At 62.9% G+C, this 15,164-nt stretch carries 13 protein-coding genes; 12 read left to right on the plus strand and 1 reads right to left on the minus strand.

Going from position 1 to position 15,164, the window contains the following annotated elements; all coding sequences use genetic code 11:
• Position 1: 1 nt before the first annotated feature.
• The 12 genes from QM996_RS21700 to QM996_RS21755 all read left to right on the plus strand — a co-directional run bounded on the left by QM996_RS21700 (position 2) and on the right by QM996_RS21755 (position 14,553).
• Positions 2-1,015, plus strand: a complete 1,014-nt coding sequence (locus QM996_RS21700) for an ABC transporter ATP-binding protein (RefSeq protein ID WP_334198117.1) — start codon at positions 2-4, stop codon at positions 1,013-1,015.
• On the plus strand, positions 1,012-2,025 hold the full coding sequence (locus tag QM996_RS21705) for an ABC transporter ATP-binding protein (protein ID WP_334198118.1): 1,014 nt from the start codon (positions 1,012-1,014) through the stop codon (positions 2,023-2,025). Before QM996_RS21700 ends, QM996_RS21705 begins: the two co-directional genes overlap by 4 nt.
• 24 nt (positions 2,026-2,049) lie before the next feature.
• Positions 2,050-3,852, plus strand: coding sequence for an aminopeptidase P family protein (locus QM996_RS21710; RefSeq protein WP_334198119.1), 1,803 nt, complete (start codon positions 2,050-2,052; stop codon positions 3,850-3,852).
• Between the two features lie 201 nt (positions 3,853-4,053).
• Positions 4,054-4,785 (plus strand): DeoR family transcriptional regulator, encoded by a 732-nt coding sequence (locus QM996_RS21715; protein WP_334198120.1) that lies wholly within the window; start codon positions 4,054-4,056, stop codon positions 4,783-4,785.
• Positions 4,786-4,954: 169 nt separating this feature from the next.
• The gene (gene deoC, locus QM996_RS21720) at positions 4,955-5,968 is read left to right on the plus strand and encodes a deoxyribose-phosphate aldolase (protein WP_334198121.1); all 1,014 of its coding nucleotides are present in this window, start codon (positions 4,955-4,957) and stop codon (positions 5,966-5,968) included.
• Between the two features lie 6 nt (positions 5,969-5,974).
• A complete protein-coding gene (locus QM996_RS21725) occupies positions 5,975-8,359 on the plus strand; it encodes an aldehyde dehydrogenase family protein (protein WP_334198122.1) in 2,385 nt (794 codons plus the stop codon).
• A 133-nt stretch (positions 8,360-8,492) separates the two neighbouring features.
• Positions 8,493-8,948 carry an RbsD/FucU family protein gene (locus QM996_RS21730; protein ID WP_334198123.1) on the plus strand — a complete coding sequence of 152 codons (456 nt, stop codon included), beginning with the start codon at positions 8,493-8,495 and terminating at the stop codon, positions 8,946-8,948.
• A gap of 105 nt (positions 8,949-9,053) precedes the next feature.
• Positions 9,054-9,986 carry a ribokinase gene (gene rbsK, locus QM996_RS21735; protein WP_334198124.1) on the plus strand — a complete coding sequence of 311 codons (933 nt, stop codon included), beginning with the start codon at positions 9,054-9,056 and terminating at the stop codon, positions 9,984-9,986.
• Positions 9,983-10,858: a carbohydrate ABC transporter permease gene (locus tag QM996_RS21740; protein ID WP_334198125.1), complete on the plus strand. Its 876-nt coding sequence runs from the start codon at positions 9,983-9,985 to the stop codon at positions 10,856-10,858. The genes rbsK and QM996_RS21740 overlap by 4 nt, the downstream gene beginning before the upstream one ends.
• Complete coding sequence (locus tag QM996_RS21745; protein WP_334198126.1) at positions 10,855-11,883, plus strand: carbohydrate ABC transporter permease; 1,029 nt, start codon at positions 10,855-10,857, stop codon at positions 11,881-11,883. Before QM996_RS21740 ends, QM996_RS21745 begins: the two co-directional genes overlap by 4 nt.
• A 39-nt stretch (positions 11,884-11,922) precedes the next feature.
• The gene (locus QM996_RS21750) at positions 11,923-13,377 is read left to right on the plus strand and encodes an ABC transporter substrate-binding protein (RefSeq protein WP_334198127.1); all 1,455 of its coding nucleotides are present in this window, start codon (positions 11,923-11,925) and stop codon (positions 13,375-13,377) included.
• Positions 13,378-13,461: 84 nt separating this feature from the next.
• The gene (locus QM996_RS21755) at positions 13,462-14,553 is read left to right on the plus strand and encodes an ABC transporter ATP-binding protein (protein WP_334198128.1); all 1,092 of its coding nucleotides are present in this window, start codon (positions 13,462-13,464) and stop codon (positions 14,551-14,553) included.
• Between the two features lie 44 nt (positions 14,554-14,597).
• Here the strand turns inward: QM996_RS21755 and QM996_RS21760 are convergent, their stop codons facing one another.
• Positions 14,598-15,104 carry a GAF domain-containing protein gene (locus QM996_RS21760; RefSeq protein WP_334198129.1) on the minus strand — a complete coding sequence of 169 codons (507 nt, stop codon included), beginning with the start codon at positions 15,102-15,104 and terminating at the stop codon, positions 14,598-14,600.
• Positions 15,105-15,164: the final 60 nt, after the last annotated feature.

Below are 15,164 nucleotides of genomic sequence, written 5' to 3' on the forward strand. Positions count from 1 at the left end.
GATGAAAACGAAAGAAAAAGCGGTCGTGCTCGACGTCAGGCACCTTCGTACCGAGTTCGGCACACGAGAACGGCCGTTGGTCGCTGTCGACGACGTCTCGTTCCAGGTGGGGCAGGGCGAGGTACTTGGGCTCGTTGGCGAGTCCGGCTCGGGCAAGAGCATCACGCTGCGCTCGATCCTCGGCATCATCCGGCCGCGCGGCCGCGTCGCCGGCGAGATCCTCTGGAACGGACAGGACCTCGTTCCACTCGATGAGGCGCGCCTCCGACGCATCCGCGGTCGTGAGATCGCGATGATCTTCCAGGAGCCGATGTCGTCGCTCAATCCGCTGCTGACCGTCGGCCTGCAGATCTCGGAGAACCTCGTCGCTCACACGGATCTCGACGCCAGGGCGAGGAAGGCGCGCGCGATCGAACTGCTCGATCTCGTCGGCATCCCCGCTGCACGCGATCGCCTCGACGATTTCCCGCACGAGTTTTCCGGCGGCATGCGGCAGCGGGTGATGATTGCCATCGCGCTTGCCTCCAACCCGAAGCTGCTGCTCGCGGATGAGCCGACCACCGCGCTCGACGTGACGATTCAGGACCAGATCTTGCGATTGATCCAGTCGCTGAGCCGCGATCTCGGCATGGCGGTGATCCTCGTCACCCACGACATGGGCGTCGTTGCCGAAACCTGCGACCGCGTCGCGGTTATGTATGGCGGCAGGCTCTGCGAGATCGGGACGACGGCGGAGGTGATCGCCGATGCGCGTCATCCCTATTCGCTGGGGTTGCTGCGCTCGATTCCACGCGATGTCGCGCCGCGGACGCCGCTTTACTCCATCCCTGGTGCACCGCCGGCGCTGAACGCGCTTCCGCCCGGCTGTGCCTTCAGCGCACGGTGTCCCGTTGCCGGTGGCGAATGCGCCGATGTTCGGCCACGGCTCCAGAGCGCCGGCGCGCTCAGGCAGGTTGCCTGCCATCATCTTCACGATGCGCTTGCGCATTTCGGTCCGCGGGAGGCGGTGCAATGACCATGCCCATGCAACCAGGCCCGACCCCGTTGCTGTCGTTACGCGCGCTTTCAATGCGCTTCGAGAAACGGCGTTCGCTCTCAGATACGCTGGCCCGACGCCCGCAACAGGTCGTTTCGGCGGTCAATGGCGTCGACCTCGACGTGATGCCCGGCGAGACGCTCGGGATCGTCGGCGAATCCGGCTGCGGTAAGTCCACGCTGGCCCGCCTGATTGCCGGGCTTCACCGGCCGACGGCCGGCGACATTCTGTTCGAGGGGAAAAGTGTCGTCGATCTCAAGGGTGCACGGCGACGCGCCTACAACAGGCGGGTCCAGATGATGTTCCAGGACCCCTATACCTCGCTCAATCCTCGCATGACCGTGCGCGATACTCTGCGGGAGGCGATCACGGTGCATCGTATGCGCGAAGGTGCTGCGATCGACCGACGAGTCGATGAATTGCTGGACCTTGTCCGGCTGCCGGAAGGGGCCGCCGACAAGTATCCGCACGAATTCTCGGGCGGGCAGCGGCAGCGCATCGGCATTGCGCGCGCACTTTCCCTGGAGCCGACCTGTCTTGTCGCCGATGAGCTGGTCTCGGCGCTCGACGTCTCGGTCCAAGCGCAGGTCGTCAATCTTTTGATCGAGCTTCAGGACGAGCTGGGCCTGACGGTGCTGTTCGTGGCGCATGACCTTAGGCTCGTACGTCACGTTTCGCACCGTGTCGCCGTCATCTATCTCGGCGCGATCGTTGAGATCGGACCGTCCGAGGCACTGTTTTCAAAGCCGATGCACCCCTATTCCAAGGGGCTGCTTGCCGCAGCACCGTCGCTCGATCCCAGCGCCAGACGGCGCGCGCCGGCACTCGTCGGCGAGTTGCCGAGCCCGCTCGCCATTCCGGCCGGCTGCCCCTTCCACGTGCGCTGCCGGCACGCGAGCGAACGCTGCCGCCGAGAAAAGCCGGCGTTGCGTCCAGTCGGTGCCGGCATGACCGCCTGCCATTTCGCCGAGACGATCGGCGACGTCTGAAACTCCACTCGATAGGAAGACATCATGGATACGAGAGCGAGGCCGGATTTTTCCGGCCGGATCGGCGCCCTACGGCGCAAGCTTGCCGAAACCGGGCTCGACGGCTACGTCGTGCCGCGCTTCGACGAGCATCAGGGCGAATACTGCGCGCCGCATGACAACCGCCTGGCATTCGTCACCGGTTTCACCGGCTCGGCCGGGGTGGCGATTATCATGCGCGACCGCGCCGTGATCTTCGTCGATGGCCGCTATCAGGTGCAGGTGCGCGACGAAGTGGATCTCGGCACTTTCGCGATCGAGCATTTCTACGATGCGCCGCTGAAGGACTGGCTGAAGAACAACCTGCGCAAGGGCGAGCGCGTGGGCTTCAACGCCATGCTGCTGCCTTCGACCTGGGACGCCGATTGCGGCCGTTCGGTGGAAGAGGCGGGTGGTCTGTGGACGCCTGTCGACGAAGACCTCGTCGATGCGATCTGGACCGATCAGCCGGAAAAGCCGCTCGGCAAGATCATGGCTTTCCCTGTTGCCTATTCTGGTGAAAGCGTTGCCGGGAAAAAACGCCGCATCGCCCAAATGCTGGCGGAGCAGGGGGCAGACCTTCTGATCGAGGCGCAGCCAGACAATATCGCCTGGTTCCTGAATGTTCGTGGACGCGACGTCGCCTTCAACCCGATGCCGCAATCTTTCCTGATCTTCGACCGCGCCGGCCAGACCGATTGGCTGGTCGATCATCGCAAGCTCCCGAACGATCTGTCTGATTTCGAGCTCGACGGAGTCGCGCTGGCCGAGCCGGCACAATTGCTCGAGCGTGTTCGGACAATGACGGCCGGGCGAACGGCGCTGATCGATCCGGGCTTCGCCCCATCGGCGGCCGCCCATGCCACGCGTGCAGCTGGTGGAACCGTAAAGCTTGCAAAAAGCCCGATCACGCTTGCCAAGATGCATAAGAACGCCACCGAGCTTGCAGGCTTTCGTGACTGCCACCGTCTCGACGGTGCCGCATGGATACGCTTCTTCGCCTGGCTCGATCGCCACGCCGCGGAACGGGATGCGAGTGGTAAGCCGATTACCGAGCTCGAGGCGGAAGAACGGATCCTCGCCTATCGCTCGATGGCCGAGAGCTTCGTCGAGCCGAGTTTCCGCTCGATCTCGGCAGCCGGCGGCCACGCCGCGATGTGCCACTATGCGGCCACCGAGAAGAGCAACGGCTTGATCCGCAAGGGCGACGTCTACCTGCTCGATTCCGGTGGACAGTATCTGACGGGCACCACCGACGCCACGCGGACGACGGCGATCGGTGCGGTCGACGACGAGATTCGGCGCGCCTATACCGCCGTTCTCAAAGGGCTGATTGCGATGGTGTCGCTGAAGTTTCCGAAGGGAACCTACGGGCACCAGCTCGACGCCTTCGCCCGCCGTCCGCTCTGGGATCTGGGGCTCGATTATGATCATGGCACCGGCCACGGCGTCGGGCATTTTCTTTCGGTTCACGAGCAGCCGCAGCGCTTCGACCGTCGCGTCAACGAGATCGAGCTGAAGCCTGGCATGGTCACGACCATCGAGCCTGGCTATTACAAGGCCGGCGCCTATGGCATCCGCATCGAGAACCAGGTCGAGGTGGTGGATGACGGTGCCGGCTTCCGGAGCTTCCGCAGCCTGACACTCGTACCGATCGATCTGAGGCTGGCCGAGATCGCTCTGCTGACCCAAGCGGAACGGCGATGGATCGATGCCTACCACAGCCGTGTTGCGCGCGAGATGGATGGCCTGCTCGATGCCGAGACATGGCGCTGGCTTGCGGAACGAACTGCGCCGATCGATGCCTGAAGCGACACCTGTGCTTGAGACTTGACCACCGGACGGCGGGCCAATCGGTCCGCCGCAACCTCTTTGCGGACGGCCCGAACGGTTGCAACGCCTTACACGCCGTGTGAGTCCTCTTGCTCATCAGGCAGAATTTGTGATAATTTTCACAAATATTGTTCGTGGTCACCAAGGTCACGAAATGGCTCGAACACGGACAAGGCCATGGTCAGTCGCAAAACCGCTCGCATCATTCAACTCGCCGACGCGCTTTCCGGGCGAAGGGTGCTGCACTTGCGCGACGCCGCTGCATTGCTTGGCGTTTCGGAAATGACGGTTCGCCGCGACGTCGCCGACAACCCTGGCCAGTTTGCCTTTCTCGGAGGGCATATCGTTCCGGCGGCGGAGATCGAGGGCGACGCGCCCTACGAACTGGCGCGCGAAGCTGACAGCCATGCCGCCGCCAAGCGCGAGGCTTGTGTCCACGCGGCCCGCCATATTCGTCCAGATGAGACGATCTTCATCGATTGCGGCACGACGCTCGAATATCTCGTTGATCTCATTCCGGAAAATTATTCAATTACGGCAGTATGTTATTCGCTGAACGTAGCTGAAAAGCTGACGCACAAGCCAAATGTGCGGATTGTCATGCTGGGCGGTGTCTATCATCCGTCGTCGGCGTCTTTTTCCGGCAATTCCGGGCTCGAGACGCTCGATTCACTCGGCATCAACGTTGCGTTTCTGTCGGCGGCCGGTGTCGATCCGGGCCGGGGCGCCACCTGCGTGCATTTTCACGAAGTCTCGGTGAAGCAAAAGGTCATCTCGCTGGCGCGAGAGAGCCATCTGGTTATCGATCTCAGCAAGGTCGGCAAGCTGAAGCCGGCTTTTTTCGCGTCAATTGGTGTTTTTCGCTCTATCATTACCGAAGAGGGCGAGACGCAACTGTCGGGCCTGTAGCGGCAGCGTAAAAATATTACAAATTCGTCAAAACATGAGAGGTTCGCTTGACACTCTCAGCATTTGATGGAATAGTCACAAAAATTCGATAGAAAAATAACAAAATCGGGATCTCGGCGGCCGTGCCCGCGTGCGGCTGGCTGCGACTGGGAGTTCAAGGAGCCATCGCTTGGAAGACCTAGCTGTGAAAACCGGCGCGTCGAAAGTCGCGCAGTCGCCGGCTGCGGGCCATAACTGGCCGCGCAACAACGGCATCGATCTCGACCTCGGCTGGGTGCTGGACCAGCGCGTCAACCTGTCTGCTGCCGAGCGCCGCGTCGCGACGCTGCCTGGCCGCCGCACCGTCAAGAAGGATGCGCAGGCTGCCTGGTTGCTGAAGGCTGTCACCTGCATCGATCTCACCACCCTTAACGGCGACGACACGACGGAGCGCGTCAAACGGCTCTGCGCCAAGGCGCGACAGCCGGTGCGCCAGGAGCTGCTTGATGCCATGGGTATGGGCGGTCGCGGCATCACCACCGGTGCGGTCTGCGTCTATCACCGCTTCGTTTCGACGGCTGTCGAGGCGCTGGACGGATCCGGCATCCCGGTCGCTGCCGTCTCCACCGGCTTTCCGGCCGGTCTCATCCCGCATGACGTGAAACTGCGCGAGATCGAAGCCTCGGTCGCCGATGGCGCCAAGGAAATCGACATCGTCATCACCCGAGAGCACGTGCTGACCGGTAACTGGCAGGCGCTCTATGACGAGATGCGCGACTTCCGCGCCGCCTGCGGCGATGCGCATGTGAAGGCAATCCTGGCGACCGGCGACCTGAAGACGCTACGCAACGTCGCGCGCGCTTCGCTCGTCTGCATGATGGCGGGTGCCGATTTCATCAAGACCTCGACCGGCAAGGAGGGCGTCAACGCCACCCTTCTGGTGACGCTCGTCATGCTACGCATGATCCGCGCCTATCAGGAGCGGACCGGTCTCAAGGTCGGCTACAAGCCGGCCGGCGGTATTTCCGCGGCCAAGGACATCCTGAACTACCAGTTTCTGATGAAGGACGAACTCGGTCGCGAATGGCTCGATCCGGATCTTTTCCGCATCGGCGCATCGAGCCTGCTCGCCGACATCGAGCGCCAGCTCGAACATCACGTGACCGGCGCCTATTCGGCCCTCAACCGACACCCGATTGGATGATCCCCGATGACTGTCGCAAGGTATTTTGACGAAATGTCCTATGGTCCCGCGCCCGAAGCCGACACGGAAGCCCGCCAGTGGCTGGCGCGCCATAAGGGCGAATTCGGCCATTTCATCAACGGCGCCTTTGTTGCTTCGACCTCCGGAAAGACCTTTGACACGAACGAGCCGGCGACCGGCAAGCTCTTGGCAAAGATCGCGCTTGGCGGTTCCAAGGACGTGGACGACGCCGTTGCGGCCGCCCGCAAGGCTCAAGGCCCCTGGGCGAAACTCCCGGGACATGCTCGCGCGCGCCATCTCTATGCGCTCGCCCGCATGATCCAGCGCCACGCGCGCCTGATCGCTGTGGTCGAGGCGATCGACAATGGCAAGCCGATCCGCGAAACCCGCGACATCGACGTACCGCTCGCCGCTCGCCACTTCTATCATCACGCCGGCTGGGCACAGCTCCAGGAAACCGAGTTTGCCGATCAGGTGCCGGTTGGCGTCGTCGGTCAGGTCATCCCCTGGAACTTTCCGTTCCTGATGCTCGCCTGGAAGGTGGCGCCTGCTCTGGCGCTCGGCAACACCGTCATCCTGAAGCCGGCCGAATTCACGCCGCTGACGGCGCTGCTCTTTGCCGAACTCGCATCCGCCGCGGGCCTTCCCGCCGGTGTGCTCAACGTCGTCACCGGTGAAGGTGAAACCGGCGCACTGATCGTCGAGCATGCGGATATCGACAAGATCGCCTTTACCGGTTCGACCGAGATCGGTCGCCTCATTCGCGAACGCACGGCCGGTACCGGCAAGTCGCTGACACTCGAACTCGGCGGCAAGTCGCCGTTCATAGTCTTCGACGATGCCGACATCGACGGCGCTGTCGAAGGCGTGGTGGATGCCATCTGGTTCAACCAGGGTCAGGTCTGCTGCGCCGGCTCGCGCATCCTCGTGCAGGAAGGCGTGGCACCACTCTTCTACGAGCGCCTGAAGCGCCGCATGCAGACGCTGCGCGTCGGCCATCCGCTCGACAAGGCGATCGACATGGCGGCAATCGTTGCTCCCGTGCAGTTGCAGCGGATCGAAAGCCTTGTCGCTAAGGGTGTCGCCGAAGGGGCGGCCTTGCATCAGCCATCGATCGAACTGCCGAAGGGCGGCAGCTTCTATCCGCCGACCTTGCTGACGGGCGTGCAGCCGACCTCGATCGTGGCCACCGAAGAAATCTTCGGGCCGGTCGCCGTCTCGATGACCTTCCGCACCCCGGAAGAGGCGATCCAGCTTGCCAACCACACGCGCTACGGCCTTGCTGCCAGCGTCTGGAGCGAGACCATCGGCCTCGCACTTCATGTTGCGGCCAAGCTCGCCGCCGGCGTCGTCTGGGTCAATGCCACCAATCTCTTCGATGCCTCCGCCGGTTTCGGTGGCAAGCGCGAGTCCGGCTTCGGCCGAGAAGGTGGTCGCGAAGGTTGTTACGAATATCTGAAGCCGAAGGCATGGCTTGGCCGCAAGCTCAGGGCGGCCGTCGCCGAACCCGCGCTGAAACCCGTCGTTGGCGATTTCGCCCTGCCGACGGTCGATCGCACCGCCAAGCTCTTCATCGGCGGAAAGCAGGCGCGGCCGGATGGAAATTATAACCGCAACGTACTCTCGCCCAAGGGCAAGGTGCTCGGCGAAGTCGGCGAGGGTAATCGCAAGGATATCCGCAACGCCGTCGTCGCGGCGCAAGCCGCCTCCGCCTGGTCTTCGGCAACCACGCATAACCGCGCACAGATCCTCTATTACATCGCCGAAAACCTCAGCGGTCGCGCCGATGAGTTCGCCGATCGCATCGCGGCCATGACCGGTGCGTCGATCGCCAATGCCAAGGCGGAGGTCGAGGCCTCGATCGCGCGCCTCTTCACCTACGGTGCCTGGGCGGACAAGTACGAAGGCGCTGTGCACCAGCCGCCGCTTCGCGGCGTCGCGCTCGCTATGCCCGAGGCGATTGGTGTCGTTGGCGTCATCTGCCCGCCCGAAGCGCCGCTTCTCGGCATGATCAGCCTGGTCGCGCCGCTGATTGCCACTGGCAACCGCGTCGTCGTGGTGCCGAGCGAGCCGCATCCGCTGGCGGCAACCGATTTCTACACGGTGCTCGAAACGTCCGACGTTCCGGCCGGCGTCGTCAACATCGTCACAGGTTCGGCGATCGAGCTGGCAAAGACTCTTGCAAGCCACAACGATGTGGATGCGCTGTGGGCCTTTGGCTCGCCCGAGCTCTCGACGCTGGTCGAGAAGCTCTCGGTCGGCAACCTGAAGCGCACTTTCGTCGACTACGGCAAGGCGATGAACTGGCTCGATCGCGACGCGGCGGAGGGCGCGGCCTATCTTCGCCGTGCGACCGACGTCAAGAACATCTGGATCCCCTACGGCGAGTAGGGGTCAGCTATTGCGCGGGCGGGGGGAACCGGTCAGCGCATGGAGGAAATGAACAATTGGGGAGACGCGTTCGCCCGCGAAGAGTAGCGCATAGAGCGCGACGGCACTGGTCGCGCGCAGGAGGAGGACTGTAATGCTGAAGAATATCGATCCGGCGCTGAACGCCGACGTGCTGCACGCGCTGCGGTCCATGGGACACGGCGACACGCTGGTCATTTCCGACACCAATTTTCCGTCCGACGCCATCGCCCGAAAGACGACACTCGGCACGCTCTTGCACATCGACAATGTCTCGGCGGCGCGCGCCGTCGAGGCGGTTCTTTCGGTGCTGCCGCTCGATACGCCGTTGCAGCCTTCCGCCGGCCGCATGGAGGTCATGGGCGCGCCCGATGAAGTCCTGCCGGTGCAGCAGGAAGTCCAGGCTGTGATCGACCGCGCCGAGGGAAAGCCGGCGCCGATGTACGGCATCGAGCGCTTCGCCTTTTATGAGGAAGCAAAGAAGGCCTATTGCGTGATCACTACGGGCGAGACGCGGTTTTACGGCTGCTTCCTGTTCACCAAGGGCGTTATCCCGCCCAAGACCGCCTGATCGACCGCCTGCGCGCTCGCCGCGCAGCGCCTGATTACAGATGAAATCGCGAGAGATTGCCTGGGCACACCGTTTGCTGCGGTGCGGTCGCAGGGGGAGGCTTGAATGAAGGTTGGTGTTTCGATCCTTGGTATCTTCGTGGCCGACACGGCCTATCTGGCGCCGCGCATGCCGGTTGTCGGTGAAACGATTACCGGCAGCGGGTTCTCGGTCGGTCCCGGGGGCAAGGGCTCCAACCAGGCGGTCGCGGCAGCACGTGCCGGCAGTCCGGTCTCCTTCATCTCCAAGCTCGGTCGCGATACCTTCGGGGAGATGGCATTGCGCACCTATGCGGAAGCGGGCGTGACGTCGAAGATCGTACAGATGGACGACCTGCCGACGGGCGCGGCCTTTATCTACGTCAACGATCAGAACGGTGAGAATGCGATTATCGTCTATCCGGGTGCAGCCGGTTCGATCGGTGTCGATGACGTTGAGGCCGCCCGCGAGACCATCGAGAGCTCGCGCATCTTCGTTACCCAATTGGAGCAGCCGGTCGCGGCCGCGCAGCGCGCGCTCGCGATCGCCCGTGCGGCCGGCGTCACTACGGTTTTCAATCCGGCGCCCGCCGAAGCCTTTCCGGATGCGATCTATCCGCTCTGTGACTACCTCGTTCCGAACGAGACGGAAGCTGCGGCAATCGTCGGCTTTGCGCTTTCCTCCGAGGACGAGATCAGGCGCGCCGGCGACGTACTGTTGAACAAGGGCGCCAAGGCGGCGCTGATCACGCTCGGGGAACGCGGCGTGCTCTATCACAACCACGAGCAGTCGGTGCTGGTGCCCGCGATTGCGAGCGGTCCGGTGATCGATACTACCGGGGCAGGCGACGCCTTCGTCGGCGGCTTCTCTGCGGCGTTGGCGCGCGGACACGCTCCGATCGAAGCCGTTCGCTTCGGTTGCGCGACCGCTGGCGTCGCCGTTACCCGCCGCGGCACCGCGCCGGCCATGCCGACGCTTGCGGAAATCGAGGCCTTGCTTGCAAGAGGGACGGCCGCATGACGCGCAACGACCCGATCAAGCATTTCTTCATCTGGCCCGCCCTGATCATCGTCCTGCTGATCTCGATCTTTCCGCTCGTCTATTCGCTGACGACGAGTTTCATGAGCATGCGGCTCGTGCCGCCGACGCCCTCCCGCTTCGTCGGTCTCGGCAACTATCTCGACCTTCTCCAAAACCCGCGTTTCTGGCACGTCGCCGGGACGACGACCCTGATCGCCTTCATCTCCGTCGGGCTGCAATATGTGATCGGTCTCTCGGTGGCTTTGGCGCTGAACTCGCGGGTGCCGGGTGAAGGCATCTTTCGGGTCAGCTTCCTGCTGCCGATGCTGGTCGCGCCGGTCGCCGTCGCGCTGATCGCCCGGCAGGTGCTCAATCCGACGATGGGACCGCTCAATGAACTGATGACGGTGCTTGGTTTCCCCAATCTGCCGTTCCTCACCCAGACGAGCTGGGCGCTCGGCTCGATCATAGCGGTCGAGGTCTGGCAGTGGACGCCGTTCGTCATCCTCATGCTGCTCGCCGGTCTTCAGACCCTGCCGGACGACGTCTATGAGGCGGCGGCCCTCGAAAACGCCACGCCCTGGCAGCAGTTCCGTGACATTACCTTTCCGATGCTCCTGCCGATCTCGGTCGCTGTGGTCTTCATCCGCCTGATCGAAAGCTACAAGATCATCGATACCGTCTTCGTCATGACCGGCGGCGGTCCGGGGGTCTCGACCGAGACGCTGACGCTCTTTGCCTACCAGGAAGGGTTCAAGAAGTTCAATCTCGGCTACACCTCCGCGCTTTCCTTCCTGTTCCTGATCGTCATCACCGTAATCGGCCTCGTCTATCTCGCGGTCCTCAAGCCCTATCTGGAGAAGCACAAATGAGCGTGCGTAATCTCAAGGGGAAACGGCGCTGGCTGGCGCTCGGCGGCTGCCTCATCTGGCTCGCCATTACCTTCTTTCCGCTCTACTGGGTGCTGATCACCTCGTTCAAGACGCCGATCGCCGTGGTCGGAGGGCCGACTTATCTGCCTTTCGTCGACTTCGAACCGAGCCTGACGGCCTGGAGCGAGCTACTGTCGGGCCAGCGCGGCCAGTTCTTCAACACGTTCTGGGCGTCGACGATCATTGGCCTTTCGGCATCGGTCGCCGCGACCTTCATCGGCGCAATGGCGGCCTATGCACTGGTGCGCTTCACCTTCCGCTTCCGGTTGCTCTCTGCGCTGATCTTCGTGGTGGTCGCCTTCGGTGGCTTTATTATCGGGCGCAACGTGCTTGGCTACGGCCAGGGCATCTCGCTGGTCTATGCCGTTGTCGCAGCGCTTGCGCTGGCTGTCATTTCCAGTCGTTTCCGTCTGCCCGGACCGGAACTCGGCAACAACGACATCGTATTCTGGTTCGTCAGCCAGCGCATGTTTCCGCCGATCGTCGCCGCCTTTGCGCTCTACCTGATGTACACGGAGATGGGCAAACTCGGCTTCAAGCTGGTCGACAGCTACATGGGCCTCACGTTCGCCTATATCGCCTTCTCGCTGCCGATCGTCATCTGGCTGATGCGCGACTTCTTCGAGGCGTTGCCGGTCGAGGTCGAGGAAGCGGCCATGGTCGACAACGTGCCGTCCTGGCGGATCTTCTTCGGCATCGTGCTGCCGATGTCGAAGCCGGGTCTGATTGCCACCTTCATGATCACGCTCGCCTTCGTCTGGAACGAGTTTCTGTTCGCGCTCTTCCTGACCAATTCCAAGTGGCAGACGCTACCGATCCTCGTTGCCGGCCAGAACAGCCAGCGCGGCGATGAATGGTGGGCGATTTCCGCTGCCGCTCTCGTTGCCATCATCCCGATGATGGTCATGGCGGGGCTTTTAAGCCGGCTCATGCGCTCCGGCCTTCTTCTCGGAGCGATCAAGTAACCACCCGTTTTGGCATGCATTCATTCATAGGAGGATAGAATGAGGAAATTGCTACTGGCATCTGGATCTCTCGCAGCTCTCGCGATGGGGGGCGCGGGAACGGCGCTTGCCTGCGATCCGGATTACACCGGCGTCGAATTGACGGCGACGACACAGACCGGTCCCTACATCGCCTCGGCGCTGCAGCTTGCGGCCAAGGGCTGGGAAGAGAAGACCTGCGGCAAGGTCAAGGTCGTCGAGTTCCCGTGGTCTGAACTTTATCCAAAGATCGTGACGTCGCTGACCTCGGGCGAAGACGCTTTCGATGTCATCGCCTTCGCCCCGGCCTGGGCGCCCGACTTCACTGACTTCCTGTCGGAAATGCCCGCCGACATGCGCAAGGGCGCCGATTGGGAAGACATCGCGCCTGTCTACCGCGAACAGCTTATGGTCTGGAACGGCAAGGTCCTGTCGCAGACGATGGATGGTGACGCCCACACCTACAGCTACCGCATCGATCTCTTCGAAAACGCCGACAACCAGAAGGCTTTCAAGGCGAAGTACGGCTACGACCTGGCTCCGCCGAAGACTTGGAAGCAGTATCTGGACATCGCCGAATACTTTAACCAGCCGGCCAACAACCTCTGGGGCACAGCAGAAGCCTTCCGTCGCGGTGGACAGCAGTTTTGGTTCCTGTTCAGCCATGTCGCCGGCTACACCAGCCATCCGGACAATCCCGGCGCCATGTTCTTCAACCCCGAGACGATGGACGCACAGGTCAACAATCCCGGCTGGGTTCGTGGCCTTGAGGAATACATCCGCGCGTCCAAGCTCGCGCCGCCAAACGCGCTGAACTTCTCCTTCGGCGAAGTCAACGCTGCCTTTGCTGGCGGCCAGGTGGCGGAATCGATCGGCTGGGGCGATACCGGCGTCATCGGCGCCGACCCGAAACAATCGAAGGTCGCCGGCAATGTCGGCTCGGCGCCACTGCCGGGATCCGATGAGATCTGGAACTATAAGACCAAGAAGTGGGACAAGTTCGACCACATCGTCCAGACCTCCTTCATGGCTTTCGGCGGCTGGCAGGCGGCGGTCCCGGCTACCTCGACGAAGCAGGAAGCAGCCTGGAACTATATCCAGTACCTGACGAGCCCGGCCGTCTCGGGCCAGGCGGCGATCACCGGCGGCACCGGAGTCAACCCCTATCGTATCTCGCACACGACCAATCTCGATCTCTGGTCGAAGATCTTCTCCGAGCGGGAGGCAAAGGAATATCTCGGCGCCCAGAAGGAGGCGGTCACCGCCAAGAACATCGCGCTCGACATGCGCCTGCCGGGCTACTTCTCCTATACGGAAGTCCTGGAGATCGAACTCTCCAAGGCGCTCGCCGGCGAGGTGACGCCACAGCAGGCGCTCGATAGCGTCGCCGAGCAGTGGAACAAGCTGACCGACGAATTTGGCCGCGACAAGCAGCTTGCCGCCTATCGCGCATCGATGGGCCTTCCCCAGGAATAATGAGACCACGCCCGTCCCGATCGCGTCGGGGCGGGCCCTCACATCCCGGCCACACCGGGCGTCGTCAGCAGCAGAGGCTACAGCATGTCACAGGTCCGATTGCAGCAGATCACCAAGTCCTTCGGGAACGTCACCGTCATTCCGCCGCTCGACCTTGACATTGCCGACCGTGAATTCGTCGTGCTCGTCGGGCCGTCCGGTTGCGGCAAGACGACGACGCTGCGGATGATCGCCGGTCTCGAAACCGCGTCATCGGGATCGATCCGGATCGGCGAGCGCGACGTAACCGACCTGCGGCCAGGCTCGCGCAATTGCTCGATGGTCTTTCAGAACTACGCGCTCTACCCGCATATGACGGTCGCCGAAAACATCGGCTACGGCATGAAGGTGCGCGGCACGCCGAAAGCGGAGATCGACAAGGCGGTCGCGGATGCCGCCCGCATCCTCAATCTCGGCGCCTACCTTGCCCGCAAGCCGAGCGCGCTTTCCGGCGGCCAGCGCCAGCGCGTGGCGATCGGCCGTGCAATCGTGCGCCAGCCGGATGTCTTTCTTTTCGACGAGCCTCTCTCGAACCTCGACGCCAAGCTTCGCATCGAAATGCGTACCGAAATCAAGCTGTTGCACCGCCGTCTCCAGACGACCGCGGTCTACGTCACCCATGACCAGGTTGAGGCGATGACCATGGCCGATCGCGTCGTCGTCATGAATCAGGGCCGCATCGAGCAGGCGGCCGATCCGATCACGCTCTACGAAGCGCCGGCCAACCTCTTCGTCGCCGCCTTCATCGGCGCGCCCAGCATGAACTTCGTCGAGGGGCAGCTCGAGCGTGGTGACGGCGGGCTGCAGTTCAGGGCCGATGGCGGGGTGGCGATCAAAATTCCGGAAAGCCGCACCGAGAAGCTCGGCGCCTTTGTCGGTCAGACCGTCGTGCTCGGTATTCGGCCGGAACATACAATGGCGGCGGATGCAAGTGCGCCGACGGTCAGGTTGACGGTGCGTGACATCGAACCGCTCGGCCCCCATACGCTCGCGCTCGGCAGAATCGGGCCGGCGGCTTTCACGGCGCAGGTTCACGCCGCCTCGCGCATCGGCCCGGATCACCAGATCGAGGTGCCGCTCGAGTCTGAGAAGATGCACTTTTTCCTGAAGGAAACCGGCGTGGCTATCGGCCGCTGACCGGCGGGCGCGGCCGAAGGCGATGACGCCTCCGGCCCGCCGTTTTACTTCTTTTCGGCGCGCGCAGCGGCGAGGAAGGCGAGCTTCGCCGGCATTTCCAGGTGCTTGGAGAGCGCCACGCGCTCTGGCGTATAGTGGTGCTCGACGTCGAGACAGTTGACCGTGCCGAGCAACTCGCCGCCGACGACTACCGGGATGTTGGCGACGGAACCGCAGCCGAGCGACCAGATGGTTTCGTGGTCGCCGAAGACCTTGGAAATGTCGACGATGGTGTTGGCGACGAAGGTCTGGTGCGCCTTGTGCACGATGTCGAACCAACTGTCGTAGCGGATCGGCTTGGTGCCGGAGGTCGGGTATTCTTGCGGGTGCGAGGTGTAGGCGCGGCGGGCGACTTCGTTGACCATGTCGACGGTCATGACGGTGAAGAGCTTGGCGCCGATCACCTGGCGGCAAAGCGTCTGCAGCGCGGTCCATACCGCCTCAGCATCGGTGGTCTTGGCAATGGCCGCGTCGAATTCCGCCAGCGCGGCAGCGATCTGTTCACTGTTCATGCTATGTCCTTGGGGTTACTCGATATTTAGAGCGGGACGCGGACGGAGAACCGCACGCGC

This window comes from Sinorhizobium chiapasense, from assembly GCF_045277575.1.
Lineage (GTDB): Bacteria > Pseudomonadota > Alphaproteobacteria > Rhizobiales > Rhizobiaceae > Ensifer > Ensifer chiapasense_A.